The following is a 16878-nucleotide window of genomic DNA, read 5'->3' on the forward strand; positions in this document are numbered from 1 at the left end:
CACCGCGCATCACCCCCGATGAGCCGCCCCACCCAGGAGGCCAGCCCATGACACCAGGCCACGCACCGGACGTGCTCAGCGCCCCGCTCGTCGTGGAATTCCCCTTCACCCGCTCGCTCGGCCCCGTGCAGAGCGCCTTCCTCACCGGGCTGCGCGAGCGCACCGTGCTCGGCGTGCGGACCGCCGAAGGCCGCGTCCTCGTACCCCCCGTCGAGTACGACCCGGTCACCGCGGCCGAGGTGCGCGACCTGGTCGAGGTCGGCGCCACCGGCACCGTCACCACCTGGGCCTGGAATCCCGACCCGCGCCCCAACCAGCCGCTGACCACGCCCTTCGCCTGGGTCCTGGTCCGCCTCGACGGCGCCGACACCGCCCTGCTGCACGCGCTCGACGCCGCCGCACCCGAGGACGTCAGCACCGGCATGCGCGTCGCGATCCGCTGGGCCGGGCAACGCCAGGGCGCCATCACCGACATCGCCTGCTTCGAGCCGTACGACGACGGCCGTACGCGCGGCGCGGCCACCGCCCACGACGGCGTCTTCACCGACCCCGTCACCGGCATCGTCGCCCCCGCCCGCCTCGACTACACCTACTCGCCCGGCCGCGCCCAGACCGGCTACCTGCGCGCCGCCGAGGACCGGCGGATCGTCGGCGAGCGCTGCCCGTCCTGCCGCAAGGTCTACGTCCCGCCGCGCGGCGCCTGCCCCACCTGCGGCGTCGCCACCGCGGAAGAGGTCGAGGTCGGTCCGCGCGGCACGGTCACCACCTTCTGCATCGTCAACATCAAGAGCGCCCACCTGAAGGCCATGGACATAGAAGTCCCGTACGTCTACGCGCACATCGCGCTCGACGGCGCCGACCTCCCGCTGCACGGACGGATCGCAGGAATGCCGTACGACCAGGTGCGGATGGGCCTGCGGGTGGAGGCGGTCTGGACCGAGGGCGGACGCTACCCCGACCACTACCGCCCCACCGGGGAACCGGACGCCGAATACGACACCTACCGGGAGCTGGTCTAGATGCCCGACGTCGCCATCGTCGCCTTCGCGCAGTCCCGCCACCGCGCGCGCACCGACGAGGTCTCCGAGGTCGAACTGCTGATGCCCGTCCTGCACGACGCGCTCGGACAGACCGGACTGGCCACCAGCGAGATCGACTTCACCTGCTCGGGCTCCGCCGACTACCTCGCGGGACGCGCCTTCTCCTTCACCATGGCGCTGGACGGCGTCGGCGCCTGGCCGCCGATCTCCGAGTCCCACGTCGAGACCGACGGCGCCTGGGCGCTGTACGAGGCGTGGGTGCGGATTCTCACCGGCGAGGCCGAGACCGCGCTCGTCTACTCCTACGGCAAGTCCTCGCCCGGCGACCTGCGTTCGGTCCTCACCCGGCAGCTCGACCCGTACTACATGGCGCCGCTGTGGCCCGACTCCGTCGCGCTCGCCGCCCTCCAGGCCCGGGCGCTGATCGACGCGGGAGCCACCGACGAGCGCGAGCTGGCCGGGATCGCCGCCCGCAGCCGCGCCGCGGCCCGCACCAACCCGAACGCGCAGCTCACCACCGCGCCCGCCGCCGACGACCCCTATGTCGTACGCCCGTTGCGCCGCGCCGACTGCCCGCCGGTCGGCGACGGGGCCGCGGCCGTGGTGCTCGCGGCGGGGGACACCGCCCGGCGGCTGTGCGCGCGGCCCGCCTGGATCCGGGGCATGGACCACCGCATCGAGGCCCCCTCGCTCGGCGTCCGCGACCTCACCGACTCGCCCTCGACGCGGCTCGCGGCCGAGCGGGCCGGGGCCTTCGACGCGCCCGTGGACACCGCGGAGCTGCACGCGCCCTTCACCTCGCAGGAGGTCGTCCTGCGCAGGGCGCTGCGGCTCGGCCCCGACGTGGCCGTCAACCCCTCCGGCGGGCCGCTCGCCGCCAATCCGATGATGGCCGCCGGGCTGATCAGGCTCGGCGAGGCGGCGGCCCGTATCCACCGCGGCGACTCGGACCGCGCACTGGCCCACGCCACCTCGGGCCCCTGCCTCCAGCAGAATCTCGTGGCCGTCCTGGAAGGGGAGTAACCCATGCCCAAGGAGCCCGTGGCCGTCGTCGGCGTCGGCCAGACCAAACACGTCGCCGCGCGCCACGACGTGTCCATCGCGGGACTCGTCCGCGAGGCCGCCCGCCGCGCGCTCGACGACGCCGAACTGGACTGGGCGGACGTCGACGCCGTCGTGATCGGCAAGGCGCCCGACTTCTTCGAGGGCGTCATGATGCCGGAGCTGTATCTGGCCGACGCGCTCGGCGCGGTCGGCAAACCGATGCTGCGGGTGCACACCGCGGGTTCGGTCGGCGGCTCCACCGCGCTGGTCGCCGCAGGACTGGTCGCCGCACGCGTCCACCGCACCGTGCTGACCGTCGCGTTCGAGAAGCAGTCGGAGTCCAACGCCATGTGGGGCCTGTCGCTGCCGATCCCCTTCCAGCAGCCGCTGCTGGCGGGCGCGGGCGGCTTCTTCGCACCGCACGTGCGCGCCTACATGCGCCGTACCGGAGCGCCCGCCGCCGTCGGCTCGCTGGTCGCCTACAAGGACCGCCGCAACGCCCTGCTCAACCCCTACGCGCACCTGCACGAGACCGACATCACCCTGGAGAAGGTGCGCTCCTCGCCGATGCTCTGGGACCCGATCCGCTACTCCGAGACCTGCCCGTCCTCCGACGGCGCCTGCGCGATGGTGCTCACCGACACCGCGGGCGCGGACCGGGCGCCGCGACCGGCCGCCTGGATGCACGGCGGCGCCATGCGCAGCGAACCCACGATGTTCGCGGGCAAGGACTACGTCAGCCCGCGGGCCGGCCGGGACTGCGCGGCCGACGTCTTCCGGCAGGCCGGGATCACCGCGCCGCGCCGCGAGATCGACGCCGTCGAGATGTACGTGCCCTTCTCCTGGTACGAGCCGATGTGGCTGGAGAATCTGGGCTTCGCCGACGAGGGCGAGGGCTGGAAACTCACCGAGTCCGGCGTCACGGAGCTGAGCGGCGACCTGCCGGTCAACCCCTCGGGCGGCGTGCTGTCCACCAACCCGATCGGCGCGTCCGGCATGATCCGCTTCGCCGAAGCGGCCCTTCAGGTACGCGGCGAGGCCGGGGAGCACCAGGTCCCCGGCGCCAGGCGGGCCCTGGGACACGCCTACGGCGGCGGGTCGCAGTTCTTCTCCATGTGGGTGGTGGGCAGCGAGCCCCCCACTACCTGAAGTACACCGTGCGCCGGGTGGTTTCCGCGGACTTGTGCGGGCTCCGGATCCGGTGGATAGGCTGGAGGACGGACGACGACGTAGGAGGAGAGCGGACGTGGCCGAAAGCACCATCGGACAGCCGTTGGCCAACGGGAAGAAGCCGCAGGTCGACTTGACGGACGCGGAGTGGCTTTCCAGCAGCCAGGGCACCGGCGACGTACAGATCGCCTTTGTCGAGGGCTACATCGCGATGCGGGACGGGCGCAACCCCGACGGGCCCGCCCTGATCTTCACCCCCGCCGAGTGGCGCGCCTTCGTACTGGGCGCGCGGGACGGCGAGTTCGACCTCACCTGAGCGCAGCACGGGCGGACGGCATCGGCCGCCGCCCACCCGCGGCCGGGAGGCTTCCGCCGCCCGCCGCGGGTCACCGTGGTCAGCGGGCCCGCTACGGCCAACTGCCCAGCGTCGGCAGCGGATCGCCGGTCAGCGCCCGCGGCGGCACCCGTCCGGCCAGCCAGGCCGCCAGGTCGGTCAGCCGACCCCGTACGAGCACGGGTGTGCCCTGGCCCCGCGTGAACGACCAGGTGTCGTCCGCCGCGTCCCCCGGCGTGCCGAGCGTGAGCCGTATCCCGTCCGGCACCCGCGCGGACAGGAAGTCGACCAGGTGCGTACACAACTCGGGGGACCAGTCCGCCGGGGTCGGGCCGAGCAGCGCGTCCGCCGTGTGGATCTCCAGCTCGCGCCACCAGGCGAGCCCCGCCGTGGTCACCGTGCCGTCGCGGTAGCTCACCGGCCGGTCCCAGTCGTCCGGGCCGACCGCGGCCCAGGACGCCTCGATCTCGTCCAGCGCGTCGCCGAGCGCGGCGGTCAGCACCGGTGCGGAGCGGCCGTGCCCGGCCTCGATGGCCGCGTCCCGGCCGCTGCGACCGCCGTCGTACACCTCGATCAGCTTGCCGCGCAGCGCGTAGCGCGCCTGCCGGGCCAGCGCGAGGCCGACGCCCTCGATATGCGTCAGGACATGGCCGCGGGTCCAGCCTGGCAGCGCGCTGGGGGCGCGGACGGCGGCGTCGTCGAGACCGTCGAGCAGCGTGCGCAGCCGGGTCTGCCCCGCGTCGAGCACAGCCGCGAGCGCGGGTCCTCCGGCCGTCGGGCCGGTCGTGGGTCCGGTCACGGCCACAGCAGACCTCGCTCCCAACCACCCTCGGTGCGGACGTAGTTGACTCTGGTGTGTCTGCGGTCGCGGTCGCCCTGCCAGAACTCGACACTGTCCGCGCGCAGCGTGTGGAGCGCCCAGCCGGGGGCCACCAGGTCCGGGTCGCGCTCGATCCGGCCCGCGGCCTCCCGCACGGCCGCGTCGCGGGTGGCGAGGTCGGACAGGGGTGCGCTCTGGCGGCCGAGCAGCGCTTCGGCGCGGGCGCCGGGGGAGCGGGCCAGGAAGTCCGCCGCGCTCGCCTCGGGGCCCGCGGTCTCGACCCGGCCGCGAATCCGCACCTGGCGGGCGAGCGGCGACCAGTAGAAGGTGAGCGCCGCCGCGGGGTGGGCGGCCAGTTCGCGGCCCTTGCGGCTGCCGGTGTCGGAGGCGAACTCCCAGCCCGCCGCCGACACGTTCTTGACGATGAGCACGCGGGCGGCGGGGTCGCCGTCGGCGCCCAGCGTGGAGACCGTCATGGCGTGCGGCTCGCGGACCCCGGCCGCGACGGCCGCCAGCAGCCACTCGATGAACAACTCATGCGGATCCGCGGGCAGTTCCGCGATGTCGAAAGGCGGCAGGTCGCCGTCGAACACATCGAGACCGCGCAGGATCTCGCGGAGGTCGGACACAGGTACCCCCTCAGTCGTTAATGGCTTATGGCGACGATAGCATTAGGACATGACCGGTGATCATCTCGCGCTCGACCTCGCCGTCACCATCCGGCACGACGGCCACGGCGGCGTCGCCGACGACCTCGCGGACCCCGCCGGGCTGACCCGGTGGGTGCGCGAGCACGCCGACGCGCTCAGCGGCGTTCTCGGTGAAGTGCCGGGCTCGGCGGCGCGGTTCACCGCCGACGAGGCCGCGCGCACCGCCGTCGTCGAGGTGCGTACGGCGGTCCGCGCGCTCTTCGCCCGCGCCGTGCTGCCCGGTCCGCCCAGCCGCGCGGACGCCGGACGACTGCCGTCGGCCCGGCAGGCGCTCGACCGGCTGAACACCGCGTCCGCCCTGGTCCCCGTCGCCCCGCGCCTGGACTGGCCGGACGGCGCGGAACCCGCGGCGGCTCACACCGTGTCCGCCGACGCGGCTCCGGCCGACCGGCTGGCCGCCGCCCTCGCCCGCGCCGCCATCGCCTTCCTCGCCGGACCCGAGCGCGTGCTGCTGCGCGCCTGCCCCGCCCCGCGCTGCGTCCGCTACTTCGTCAAGGAGCACGCCCGCCAGGAGTGGTGCAAACCGTCCTGCGGCAACCGCGCCCGCGTCGCCCGCCATCACGCGCGGCAGCGCGAGGAGCAGGCTGGGCAGGGGAGTTGACCGGAGCGAGGGGGTGACGCGCGGATCGAGCCGGTGTGCGCGCCGAGTCGAGGCCCGCGTCGAGCTGAGGCGCGGGACGAGTTGAGACCCGCGTCGAGCTGAAGCGCGCGTCGAGTGGGGCCCGCGTCGGATTGAGGCGCGCGGCGGGCCGATGAGCGAAAGACGCCGACATCCCGCGGGGGCTGACGCGCGCACGAGGGGCGTACGGCAGGACCCGCGGACGAGACGGCGCGTTACGGCGGGTAAGGGGGGCGCACATGGGGCGCACGGGTGCTCCAGTGCGGTGCGGGGACTGCGGTGCCTGGTGGGACGACCGTCTCGCGTGGCAGTCTCGCCCGTGCTGGGCGGCGGGAAGATCTCCCAGGTCGCCGCCGCTCCCGCCGTGCCGGTCACGTCCCCTGCCAGTGGCGAACCGGCACGGCCGTCCCCCTTACACAGCGGAGCCGACGGCGTACGCTGTGAGGCCACCGGTCGGCTGTCCGTCCTGCACGTCCCCGCATGTCGTGCGCCGGGCGCACACCACCGGCAGGCAGGGGGGTTGACCATGTCGCAGCGCCACTCGCGCAACCGGCGCGCGCTGCTCGAACGAGACGCCGAACTCGTCGCCGTGGACGAGGCGTTGAGCGATCTCACCGGCTTAGGCGCCGACGACGACGCCGGTACGGACGCGGGCACCGCCGCGCGTCCCGCCGAACGGCACGGCGGGCTCATCGCCTTCGCCGCGTCCGCCGGCCTCGGCAAGACCACACTGCTCACCGAAGTACGCCGCAGGGCCGCGGAACGCGGCTGCACTGTACTGTCCGCACGCGGCGGCGACCAGGAGCAGCAGGTCGCCTTCCACGTCGCGCGGCAACTGCTGCAACCCCAGCTCGTCGGAGCCCCGGAGACGGAAATCCGCGCCAGGCTCGGCAGTTGGTACGGCATCGTCGGCCCGGCCCTCGGACTGTGCACGGCGGAAGGCGCCGCCCCCGACCCGCAGGGTCTGCGCGACGGCCTGGACTGGGTCCTCACCCACATCGCCGTCCAACGCGCGCCCGTCGTGCTGGTGTTGGACGACGCGCACTGGGCCGACCCGCAGTCGCTCAACTGGCTCGCCGCCTTCGCGCCGCGCGCCGACGAACTGGCGCTGCTCATCGTCGTCGCCTACCGGCCGGACGAACTCCCGCCGGGCGCCGAGTCGTTCCGCGGCCTGCCCGGCCGGGCGGGACACCGCCCGATCGGCCTCGAACCGCTCACCGCGACCGCCATCCGCCACCTGATCAGGGAGTCGGTCGGCGCGCACGCCGACGAGGCGTTCTGCCGCGAGTGCTGGGCGGTCACCGCCGGAAACCCCTTCGAAGCCGTCGAGTTGGCCGAGAAGGTCCGCGACCGGGGGCTGCGCCCCGACGAGTCCAGCGCCCACCTGCTGCGCGACCTGGCCGCCGCGGCCAAGGGCAGCGGTCTGATCGCCCGGCTCGAACGTCTGGGCCCCTCCACCGTCCGCCTCGCCTGGGCCGCCGCCGTCCTCGGCACGGAGATCTCCCCGACGCTGGCCGCCACCGTCGCGGGACTCGGCCGCGAGGAGGCCGCCGACTGCGCCGACCGGCTGCGCGACGCCCGTATCGTCACCGGCAGCGGCACCCTGGAGTTCGTCCACCCGCTGATCGCCACCGCCGTCTACCGGGCGATCCCGGACGCCGTACGCGTCGCCCTGCACGGCCAGGCCGCCTGGTCGGTGGTCGACGAGGGCCTCGGCCCGGCCGCCGCGGCCCGCCACCTGCTGGAGACCCACCCCGAGGGCGACCCCTGGGTGGTCGCCCAACTGCGCGCCGCCGCACGGGAGACGCTGCGCGCGGGCGCCCCCGAGGCGGCCCGCGCGTACCTGGGCCGCGCCCTGCGCGAACCCCCGCCGCCCGAGGACCGGGCCGCCGTGCTCTACGAACTGGGCTCCGCCTCCCAGCTCCTGGAGCCCTCGGTCACCGTCAACCACCTGCGGGCCGCGCTCGAAGAGCCGATCACCGACCCCGAACTGCGCGACGGGATCGTCTTCCGGCTCTCCCAGTCCCTCGCCCACAGCGACCGGCTCGGCGAGGCCGCCGACGTCGTCGCGCACGCCGCCCGTACCGCCACCGGCGCCCGCACCAGGCTGCGGATGCAGGCGGAACAGTTCATGTGGGACGCCTTCCGCGCCGACGAACCCGACTCGCCCAGCCGCTCCCGGCGGCTGGCCAGGCTCGCCGACCGGCTCACCGGCCGCGACCTCACCGAGCGGTACATCATCGGCCTGCGCGCCTGGGACGCCACCTTGCGCGGCGAGCCCACGACCACCGTCCTGCGCCACGCGGGCCGCGCCCTGGACGGCGGCCTGCCCTGGGCCAACGAGGGCTGGGGCTTCGAGGTCCCCGTCCTGGTCGCCATGACCTACATGTACGCCGACCAGCCGGGCCGCGCCGAGGAGCTGTTCACCACCGGCATCGCGGGCTTCGAGCGGCACGGCTGGCGCGGCGCCCACCTGTCCTTCGGCTATCTGCTGCTCGGCTACCTGCGCTACCGCCGCGGGCGGCTCGCGGAGGCCGAGGACTTCGCCCGCGACGGGCTGCGGCTGGCCGAGCGGGTCGGCCGCGGCACCCCCGTCCAGTGGTACTCGGTGGCCGTCCTCATCGAGATCCTGCTGGCCCGCGGCCGGACCGAGGAAGCCGTCGCGCTCGCCGCCGCGTACGACTTCCGGGAGCCGTTCCCCGCGGCCGTCACCTTCCCCGACGCCCAGGCCGTGCACGGTGAGTTGCTGCTCGCCCAGGGGCGGTACAAAGAAGCCGTCGCCGAACTGACCGGCGTCGGCGGCAGGCTCGACCCGCGCGGGATGCGCAACCCCGCCTGGAGCCCCTGGCAATTGCACCTCGCGCTCGCCGAGGCGCACGACACCCCGGAGCGGGCCAGGGCGACCGCGCTGGACGCCGTCGCCCGCGCCCGCCAGTTCGGCGCCGCCTCCGCCGTCGGCCACGCGCTGCGGGTCGCCGCCGAGGTCACCGGCGGCCCGGACGGGCTGAAGCTGCTGGAGGAGTCCGTCGACCGGCTGGAGGAGTCGCCCTCCGCGCACCAGCTCGCCTGCTCGCTCGTCGCCCACGGCGCCGCGCTGCGCCGGGCGGGACAGCCAGAGCGGGCCGCGGAACAGCTCCACCGCGGACTCGACACCGCCCGGACGTGCGGCGCGGACGGCCTGGCCGACCGGGCCGGCCAGGAGCTGGAGCTGGCCGGGCTGCGCCCGCGGCACCCGCACTCGGCCGACTCCGACGCCCTCACCGCCCGCGAGCACGCCGCCGCCCTGCGCGCCGCACAGGGCGAGGACCACCGCCGGATCGCCGCCGCCCTCGGCACCGGCGAGCGCGACGTCGTCCGCACCCTGAACGCCGTCTACCGCAAGCTCGGCACCGACCCCACCGGGCTGCCGGAAGCCCTGCGCAAAATCCCCGCGGCGCCCGCGCCGCCGGACGACGACGCCCACAGCCGCTGACGGCCGGGGGAGCGGCCCATGGGCGGGCCGCCGTACGGGATCGCACCGGCCGGGGCGGCACGCGACCAGGGCACGGAAGGGGCGCGGGCCCGGTCCCCGGCGGCGGTCGCTACCCGTACGATGGCGGCATGTCCTTCCTCCGCCGCCGTAGCGCAGCCACGCCCACCGGGCCGGACTTCGATGTCCTCGCGATGGACCCGGGGGACTGGCCCGGTGACCTCGGCGCCGGGCTGCTGCCCGGCCCCGACGGCAGTTGCCAGGGCATCTATCTGCGCTACGACCTGTTCGGCGGACGCGGCCCCGCGATGCTGATCGGCAACCTCCCGGTCGGCTCGCCCGCCCGCGAGCTGGACGACGGCCAGGTGCCCTTCGAGGTGGCCCAGCTCCTCGCGGCGCTCGGCAACGACGAACCGGCCGAGGTCACCGGGATCGAGGACACCCCCGTGATGCACGGCGACAGCCTGCTGATCGTGCGCCGGATCAAGATCTCCGAGTCGCGGGTCGCCTGCGCCCAGTTCGACCGCAGCGACGGCGTCCAGGTCACCATCGCCACCTGGGACCGGCCGATCACCGACGATCTGTACCAGCTTCTGAAGCCGCTGCCCGCGGAGATGTTCCAGGCGGGCTGAGACCCGGCGGACACGCACCTTCCGCGGGGCGGACGCCCAGGACGCGGACGCGACAGGACGCCCAGGACACGCACGCTTCGGCACACGCACGCTTCGGCACACGCACGCTTCGCGACACGGGCGCGACAGGACATGGCGAAGGGCGGCACCGGAATCCCGGTGCCGCCCTTCCCCCGCTACCCTCGGGCCCGTTGCCGCGGGCCCGGCGGACTCAGCGCGGAGCGCCCAGCACCGACGGCAGCAAGGTCACGTCGGAGGCCATCACGTACTCCACCCGGTGGCCGAGCTGGATCTCGTAGTAGAGCTGCTTCCCGCGCACCACCTTCTGGTTGCTGGTGTCGAAGGAGGTCGAGTAGAAGTACTCGCCCGGCACCACATTGCCGACCACGTACCGCTGTCCGGCCGGGATCGCGTACGGCATCGGGAAGGTGCCCTGCACCGGCACGTCCGCCGGATACGCCGCCGCCTCCGGGTACGCGCGGCCGTAGACCGGGATGCTCGCCAGCCCCTTCTTCGGGGTGATCACCAGGCCGATCGAGTTGACGGCCGTCGGCCGCGACGCCGGGTTGTGGAACCACGCCTTCTGGCCGAGGTACCACACCGCTGTCCAGTCGCCCTGCCGCTCGGCCACCGCGAACTGCTGGCCCGCGGAGGCCCGTGCGCCCACGTCGTTGACGCCCGTGGTGCTCGCGCCGGTCGCGCCGTGCAGCCCGATGTCCTTGACCAGCGGCGCGTCCTCGCTCGGCGCCGTGTACAGCCGGACCGCGTCGGAGCCGTGCGCCGGACAGACCGCCGCGGCCGTCACACAGCCGGTGTAGACCGGCTGGTTGGTGTCGTAGTCGGGGGCGATGGTGACCACGCCGCCCCAGGCGCCGGCGGTCGCGCGCAGGGGGGCGCCCATCAGCGCCATGTAGTGACCCCAGTCCCAGTACGGGCCCGGGTCGGTGTGCATCCCCGAGATGTACGAGGCCGTCGGGCCCGGCACATTGTCGTGCCCGAGGATGTGCTGCCGGTCCAGCGGGATGTGGTACTTCGCCGCCAGGTACTTCACCAGCCGCGCGGACGTGCGGTACATCGACTCCGTGTACCAGGTGCCCGGATCGGTCAGGAAGCCCTCGTGCTCGATGCCGACGGACTTGGAGTTGGTGTACCAGTTGCCCGCGTGCCAGCCGACGTCCTTGGTGTTCAGGTGCTGGGCGATGTGCCCGTCGGAGGAGCGCACGGTGTAGTGCCAGGCCAGATACGTCGGGTCCTGGACGAGCTGGAGGGCGGTGTCCCAGTAGCCCTCGGTGTCGTGGATGACGATCGTGTCGATCTTCTCGGTGTTCGGCCGGTCGGCCTTGTCGTAGTTGCCGTAGTCCCCGCCGCCGGTGTCCTCGTACGGCGCCGGGATCCACTCGCAGCCCAGGCCGCTCGGGCACTCCGTCCCCGCCGCGTTGACCTGCTTCAGGCCGATCCTGGCGGCCTGGCCCGCCGCGGGCCTCACCGCGGGAGCCGCGGCCAGCGTGACCCGCTGCCCGGCGTCGGTGGTCCGTGTCTGCCCCTGCTTCAGGACGTCGAAGACGTCGTCGGCGAAGGCCGCGGCCGTCGCCGTGTCGTCGGCGCCGGAGTAGCGGGCGACCGCCGCGTACCAGTCCGCGGGATTCGAACTCAGCGGCTCGCCCAGCGACTTCTGGGTGTCGGCGAGCAGCGCCGCGCCGCCCGCCACATTCGTCGCCGCGTCCTCGCGCAGCGCACCGGCCGACAGCCCGGTCAGCGTCGCCGCGCGGTCCAGCGTGGTGTACGAGGCGGGCAGCGCGGCCAGATCGGGCGCCTGCGCGGTCGCCGTACTGATCATCGGCCGGGTGTCGTCCCCGCGCCCGTCGTCCGCGCCGTCCCCCATGCCCTTGCTCGGGAAGTCCGCGAGGGCGGTACGGGTGTCGGTCAGATGCATCGGCCCGTAGCCGCCGGTCACACTCGGCATGCCCTGGTGGCCGTCCCAGCGGGACTCCAGATACGACACGCCCAGCAGCACGCTCTGCGGCACGTGGTACGCCTTGGCGGCGTCCGTGAACGCCTGTTGCAGCGAGCCCGCGGCACTCGGGCCGGGCTCGGCCGCGTGGGCGACACCGAACACCGGGAGCAGAGCGGCGGCAGCCGCGGCGGCCGTGGCCATACGCAGCGCGCGCCGTCCACGGCGTCTGTCGGACGGGGGAGCGGATCCTCGCAAAGCAGCCTCCTCCAAGAGATGCCGAACGATCGGCACCACAGAGGTATCGGCTGCCGGAACATCCGTCAACCATCCGTCAGGCATCCGGACACGAGGCCGTCTTCGCACGTCAGCGGCGTATTTCGGAAGTTTCCCCGCTGCGGCGTGCTGGCCTGCTCCTCGTCAGTGGTGTGGACCAGTGGGGCGCGCGGGACGGCGCGCGGAACTCGTGGCCGGCCGCGGTCACGGTGTACCCGTCCGGTCCGCTCCTACCGGGTGCCGACCGCGGCGCGCACCGCCCTGCGGGCCATGCCGCAGTCGTCGTGCAGGCGGCGCAGCAGCAGCCGCTGCTCCTCGCCCGCCTCGGCCGCGCCGGGCGCCACGGGCCCCACGGCCCGCATCGTGCGCTGGACGGCCGTCTCGTAGGTGCGGATCTCCCGGGTCAGCACCAGCATCAGATTGACCAGGAAGGAGTCCCGCGCCGCCGGACCCTGCGCCTGCGCCTGCTGGCTGATCTGCCGCCGCGCCGCCGGGTCGTCGCCGAGCACCGACCACAGCACCGCCAGGTCGTACCCCGGCAGATACCAGCCCGAGTGCTCCCAGTCGACCAGCGAGGGACCCGCGGGCGACAGCAGCACATTCGACAACTGCGCGTCGCCGTGGCAGAACTGCCCCTGCACATGGGCCAGTCCGTGCAGAAGCTGCTGGAGGTCGCCCATGTCCCGGTCGGTCAGCAGCCCCAACTCGTGGTAGCGGTTGATGCGGACGGGATAGTCGATCGGCGCGTCGAAGGAACCGGCGGGCGGGCGCCACATGTTGACGCGCGAGTACGCCGAGAGCGCCGCCCGCACATCGCCCTTGGTCGGCGGCTGCACCGGGTGCCGCTGCGGCGACACCACCCGTCCGGGCATCCGTTCCATCACCAGCACACAGCTCTCGGGGTCCGCGGCGATCAGCCGCGGCACCCGGACCGGCGGCCGGTGCCGGACGAACGTGCGGTAGGCCGCTATCTCCTGGCGGAAACGCTCCGCCCAGGCGGGGGACTGGTCGAGCAGACACTTCGCGACGGCCGGAGCGCGCCCCGAGGTGCCGATCAGCAGCGCGGTACGGCCGCCCCGGCGCAGGAGCTGGACCGGGGCGAACTCGGGGCAGATGCGCTGCACGGCGGCGACGGCGGTGCGCAACTGGGCGCCCTGTGGGCCGGTCAAGTCGAGTCTCCCGCTGAGCGGATGGGAGCTGCCCGCGGGCCGGCCGACGCGCCGTACGGCGGTGGCCTGGCGGGGGCGGAGGGCGGATTCCGCGACGGCGGGGTACGACGGCCGGGGCGGTGCGGACACGGAGGACGATGCCGAATACATGAGGAGAAGCAGATCCCTTCGTGTGCCAACGGTTCAGGGGTGCCACGGCCGGTCCGGTACCGCACCCTGGGGAATGCGGAGACGGACCGGGGTGGCGCGTTCCTACCTGACACCCGGCCGCGGGTGGCACACCACGTAGCGGACCCTGGCGAACCCTGGCGAATAGTCGCGAGGCCATTGTCAGGGGGAATAGTGTCAATTCAGCCGAGGAACCTGGGGGCTTGACGTGGGCAATGAAGCCAACACCCGACTCGCGGACCTGTTCGGCCTCACCGGCTGGTCCAAGGGCGAACTCGCACGGTTGGTCAACCGGCAGGCGGCGGCCATGGGCCATCCGCAGCTCTCGACCGACACATCGCGCGTACGCCGTTGGATCGAGACCGGTGAGTCGCCGCGCGATCCCGTGCCGAAGGTGTTGGCCGCGCTGTTCACCGAGCGTCTCGGCCGTGTCGTGACCATCGAGGATCTCGGGTTCGACCGGCGCCGGAAGACGGGAAGAAGACAGACCGGAGACGGCCTCCCGTGGCCGCCGGAACGAACCGCCGCGGTCCTCACCGAATTCACGGGAATGGACCTCATGCTCAACCGACGCGGTCTGGTGGGCGCGGGCGCCGCGCTCGCCACCGGTTCCGTACTCAGCACCGCCATGCACGACTGGCTGCACACCGACCCGGCCCTCGCGGCCGACGCGCCAGTCCTCGACGATCCGCTCGACGCCGACCCCGCCGCCTACGACCAGTACGAGGCGGTACCGGTCGGCTCCCAGGAGATCGAGTCGCTGGAACGCTCGGTCGAGGTGTTCCGCGCCTGGGACGCCTCACGCGGCGGCGGCCTCCAGCGCAAGGCCGTGGTCGGCCAGCTCAACGAGGTGGGAGGCATGCTCTCCTACGCCCATCCCGCGCATCTCCAGCGCCGGTTGTGGGGCGTGGCCGCCAACCTCGCGGTGCTGGCGGGCTGGATGTCGCACGACGTGGGCCTGGAACCCACCGCCCAGAAGTACTTCGTGATCGCCGCACACGCCGCGCGGGAGGGCGGCGACCGGCCCAGGGCCGGTGAGGCGCTGTCCAGGGCCGCCCGCCAGATGGTGCACCTGGGGCGGCCGGACGACGCGCTGGACCTGATGAAGCTCGCCAAGTCCGGATCCGGCGAGTCCGCGCTGCCGCGCACCCGCGCCATGCTGCGCACCATCGAGGCGTGGGCGCAGGCGTCCATGGGCCGTGGCCAGGCGATGCGGCGGACCCTCGGCGAGGCCGAGGACCTGTTCGTCTCCGACAAGGGCGATGTACCGGCGCCCAGTTGGATGCAGAATTTCGACGAGGCCGACCTGCACGGGATGCAGGCGCTCGCCTTCCGCACCCTGGCCGACCACGACCCGTCGGCCGCGGCCGAGGCGCAACTCCACGCCAAGAAGGCGCTGGTGCTGCGGGGCGGCGGCCACGAGCGGTCGATGATCTTCGACTATCTGTCGCTGGCGTCGGCCTGCTTCATCGCCGACGACCCGGAGGAGGCCGACCGCTACGCCCGGATGGCGCTGCTCACCATCGGGGAGACCTCCTCGCACCGCACCTGGGACCGGCTGCGCGAGATGTACCGGCTCACCGGCCGGTATTCCGGCTACACCAAGATCCAGGATCTGCGCACCGAGATCGAGACGGCACTGCCGAAATCCAAGGGGAAGGGAACCACCGGGAAGACCCGCTCCGTGTGACAGCGACCGGCCGGCCTGCCGCCGAACGGGTCGGACAGCTCGTACGACAGCACGGATGAGATCCCTGCCGGGCTCTCGAGGGGTCTCGAAAAAGAAGACCGCGATTCTCCCGCGGAGCGCACGCGCGGAATGCCCGTACGGAATGCCGTATGGAATTCGTGCGCGCGACCTGTCCGCGGAACGTGTCCACGGGAAAGGAAGCAGGAAAGAAGGCTCAGGCGATCCTGGCGATCAGCACACAGGCGTCGTCCTCGCGCTCCGGGGTGCCGAACTCCTCGGCGACGATCCGCACGCAGTCCTGTGCGGTCCGGGCGCGGGCGAACAGCGGTGCCATCGCCAGGAGTCGTCCCGAGCCGCTCTCGGTGTCGGTGTCCAGCGCGGAACGGCGCGGCACGAGGCCGTCGGTGTGCAGCACCAGCAGATCACCGGCGGCCAGTTGCTCGTCGGCCTGCCCGTACAGGGCGCCGGAGGTCGCTCCGAGCAGGACGCCCTCGGGGGAATCGAGCACCCGCCCCGCCCCGTCGCGGAACAGCAGCGGGGCGGGGTGGCCCGCCTGGGCCCAGCGCAGCAGCCGGGTCGACGGCTCGTACCGGCAGCACAGGGCGCTGCCGAGCGCGGGCTGCGCCGAGGTGTCGAGCAGTTCGTTGAGCCAGCCCATCAGGGGGCCGGGCTGGAGGCCCGCGACGGCCATGCCGCGCAGCGCGCCCAGCAGCATCGCCATACCGGACGTGGCGGCCACCCCGTGTCCGGTGAGGTCGCCGACCGTGAGTAAGGAGGACCCGTCGGGCAACTGCATCGCGTCGTACCAGTCGCCGCCGATCAGGGCGCTGGTGCCGGACGGCAGATAATGCGCTGCCAGGTCCATCGTGGTGGGCCCCCCGTCCTGCGGGAACCGCAGGGTGCCGCGCCAGGGCGGCAGCACGGCCTCCTGCAGCTCAACCGCCAGCCGACGCTCGGTCTGCGCGATCTGCCGCTGCCGCTGGAGGGAGTCACGGGTCTCCCGGAGCGTGCGCTGGCTGCGCCGCAGGTCGCTGACGTCCCGCAACACCGCCCACATGGACACGGTGTCCCCGTCGGCGCCGAGTACCGGCTCGCCGACCATGTGCACCGTACGCACGGACCCGTCCGCGCGCACGATACGGAATTCGCCGTCGATCGGACGGCCGTCGACCAGGCAGCCGGTCACCATCTCGGTGAGGATCTGCTGGTCCTCGGAGAACAGCCACGAGGGCAGCTCGTCCAGGGTCAGCGGACCGTCGGCGGACTCCCGGCCGAAGATCCGGTACAGCTCGTCCGACCACTGCGCGTCATCGGTGAGCAGGTCCCACTCCGCGCTGCCCGCCCGGCCCAGCGCGCTGACCGCGTCGGGCCCCGGCGGCAGGGACGTCTGCGACGGCAGGTCCACCAGCAGGTCGGCGGTCAGCGGGTCGCCGCCCGGATACCCGGTGTCCAGGCCGTCCCTGAGCTGGCCGAGGTGGGTGTCCACGTCGTCGAGCTGGTGCACGGCCAGATCGCACAGGGCGCGCTGCCAGCGCAACTGGGGGTCCTCGGCGGCGGCGGCGCTCTCGCGCAGCACCGAATCCACCTGGGTCCTGAGGCGACGCGCCTGAGAGATCAGGGCGTCCACCGCACCGGGATCCGGTGGCTGCGCGGAGTTGTGCTCCGCGTGCGTGGGGAACGGCATGACACACTCCGAACGTGTCTGCTGGCAGGCGCTGAACGGCCGTCGCGGACGGAAGGACCGGTAACGACTGTTGCACAGGGAGCGATCGGCCGTAAGGGTTTC

At 73.4% G+C, this 16878-nt stretch carries 13 protein-coding genes; 8 read left to right on the forward strand and 5 right to left on the reverse strand.

Translation table 11 applies throughout. The features are described 5' to 3' along the window. Positions 1-47: 47 nt before the first annotated feature. The 4 genes from ACIO6U_RS33055 to ACIO6U_RS33070 all read left to right on the forward strand — a co-directional run bounded on the left by ACIO6U_RS33055 (position 48) and on the right by ACIO6U_RS33070 (position 3570). Positions 48-1019: an OB-fold domain-containing protein gene (locus ACIO6U_RS33055; protein WP_391164169.1), complete on the forward strand. Its 972-nt coding sequence runs from the start codon at positions 48-50 to the stop codon at positions 1017-1019. Then, positions 1020-2063, forward strand: coding sequence for a thiolase domain-containing protein (locus ACIO6U_RS33060; protein ID WP_391050120.1), 1044 nt, complete (start codon positions 1020-1022; stop codon positions 2061-2063). A gap of 3 nt (positions 2064-2066) precedes the next feature. Beyond that, positions 2067-3233 (forward strand): thiolase domain-containing protein, encoded by a 1167-nt coding sequence (locus ACIO6U_RS33065; RefSeq protein WP_401724751.1) that lies wholly within the window; start codon positions 2067-2069, stop codon positions 3231-3233. 97 nt (positions 3234-3330) lie between these two features. Then, entirely contained in the window at positions 3331-3570 is a 240-nt protein-coding gene (locus ACIO6U_RS33070) for a DUF397 domain-containing protein (RefSeq protein ID WP_093716245.1), read from the forward strand. Positions 3571-3661: 91 nt separating this feature from the next. Here the strand turns inward: ACIO6U_RS33070 and ACIO6U_RS33075 are convergent, their stop codons facing one another. Continuing rightward, the gene (locus ACIO6U_RS33075) at positions 3662-4387 is read right to left on the reverse strand and encodes a maleylpyruvate isomerase family mycothiol-dependent enzyme (RefSeq protein ID WP_355343997.1); all 726 of its coding nucleotides are present in this window, start codon (positions 4385-4387) and stop codon (positions 3662-3664) included. After that, entirely contained in the window at positions 4384-5037 is a 654-nt protein-coding gene (locus tag ACIO6U_RS33080; RefSeq protein ID WP_401724755.1) for a pyridoxal 5'-phosphate synthase, read from the reverse strand. The genes ACIO6U_RS33075 and ACIO6U_RS33080 overlap by 4 nt, the downstream gene beginning before the upstream one ends. A 49-nt stretch (positions 5038-5086) precedes the next feature. On the opposite strand from ACIO6U_RS33080, the gene ACIO6U_RS33085 reads away from it, so the two are divergent. The 3 genes from ACIO6U_RS33085 to ACIO6U_RS33095 all read left to right on the forward strand — a co-directional run bounded on the left by ACIO6U_RS33085 (position 5087) and on the right by ACIO6U_RS33095 (position 9838). Beyond that, the gene (locus ACIO6U_RS33085) at positions 5087-5719 is read left to right on the forward strand and encodes a CGNR zinc finger domain-containing protein (protein WP_401724758.1); all 633 of its coding nucleotides are present in this window, start codon (positions 5087-5089) and stop codon (positions 5717-5719) included. Between the two features lie 544 nt (positions 5720-6263). Beyond that, complete coding sequence (locus tag ACIO6U_RS33090) at positions 6264-9209, forward strand: ATP-binding protein (protein ID WP_401724761.1); 2946 nt, start codon at positions 6264-6266, stop codon at positions 9207-9209. Between the two features lie 128 nt (positions 9210-9337). Then, positions 9338-9838, forward strand: a complete 501-nt coding sequence (locus ACIO6U_RS33095) for a hypothetical protein (protein ID WP_355344009.1) — start codon at positions 9338-9340, stop codon at positions 9836-9838. Positions 9839-10049: 211 nt separating this feature from the next. On the opposite strand, the gene ACIO6U_RS33100 is transcribed toward ACIO6U_RS33095, so the two are convergent. Continuing rightward, positions 10050-11993, reverse strand: a complete 1944-nt coding sequence (locus ACIO6U_RS33100) for an N-acetylmuramoyl-L-alanine amidase (RefSeq protein WP_401724764.1) — start codon at positions 11991-11993, stop codon at positions 10050-10052. Between the two features lie 302 nt (positions 11994-12295). After that, positions 12296-13384, reverse strand: coding sequence for an aminoglycoside phosphotransferase family protein (locus ACIO6U_RS33105; RefSeq protein WP_355344012.1), 1089 nt, complete (start codon positions 13382-13384; stop codon positions 12296-12298). A 226-nt stretch (positions 13385-13610) separates the two neighbouring features. Between ACIO6U_RS33105 and ACIO6U_RS33110 the strand changes: the two genes are divergently transcribed. Further along, positions 13611-15092: a hypothetical protein gene (locus ACIO6U_RS33110; RefSeq protein WP_355344015.1), complete on the forward strand. Its 1482-nt coding sequence runs from the start codon at positions 13611-13613 to the stop codon at positions 15090-15092. A 214-nt stretch (positions 15093-15306) separates the two neighbouring features. On the opposite strand, the gene ACIO6U_RS33115 is transcribed toward ACIO6U_RS33110, so the two are convergent. After that, a complete protein-coding gene (locus ACIO6U_RS33115; RefSeq protein ID WP_391164182.1) occupies positions 15307-16776 on the reverse strand; it encodes a SpoIIE family protein phosphatase in 1470 nt (489 codons plus the stop codon). Between the last annotated feature and the right edge of the window lie 102 nt (positions 16777-16878).

Origin of the sequence: Streptomyces sp. NPDC087422 (genome assembly GCF_044744145.1) — a bacterium.
Lineage (GTDB): Bacteria > Actinomycetota > Actinomycetes > Streptomycetales > Streptomycetaceae > Actinacidiphila.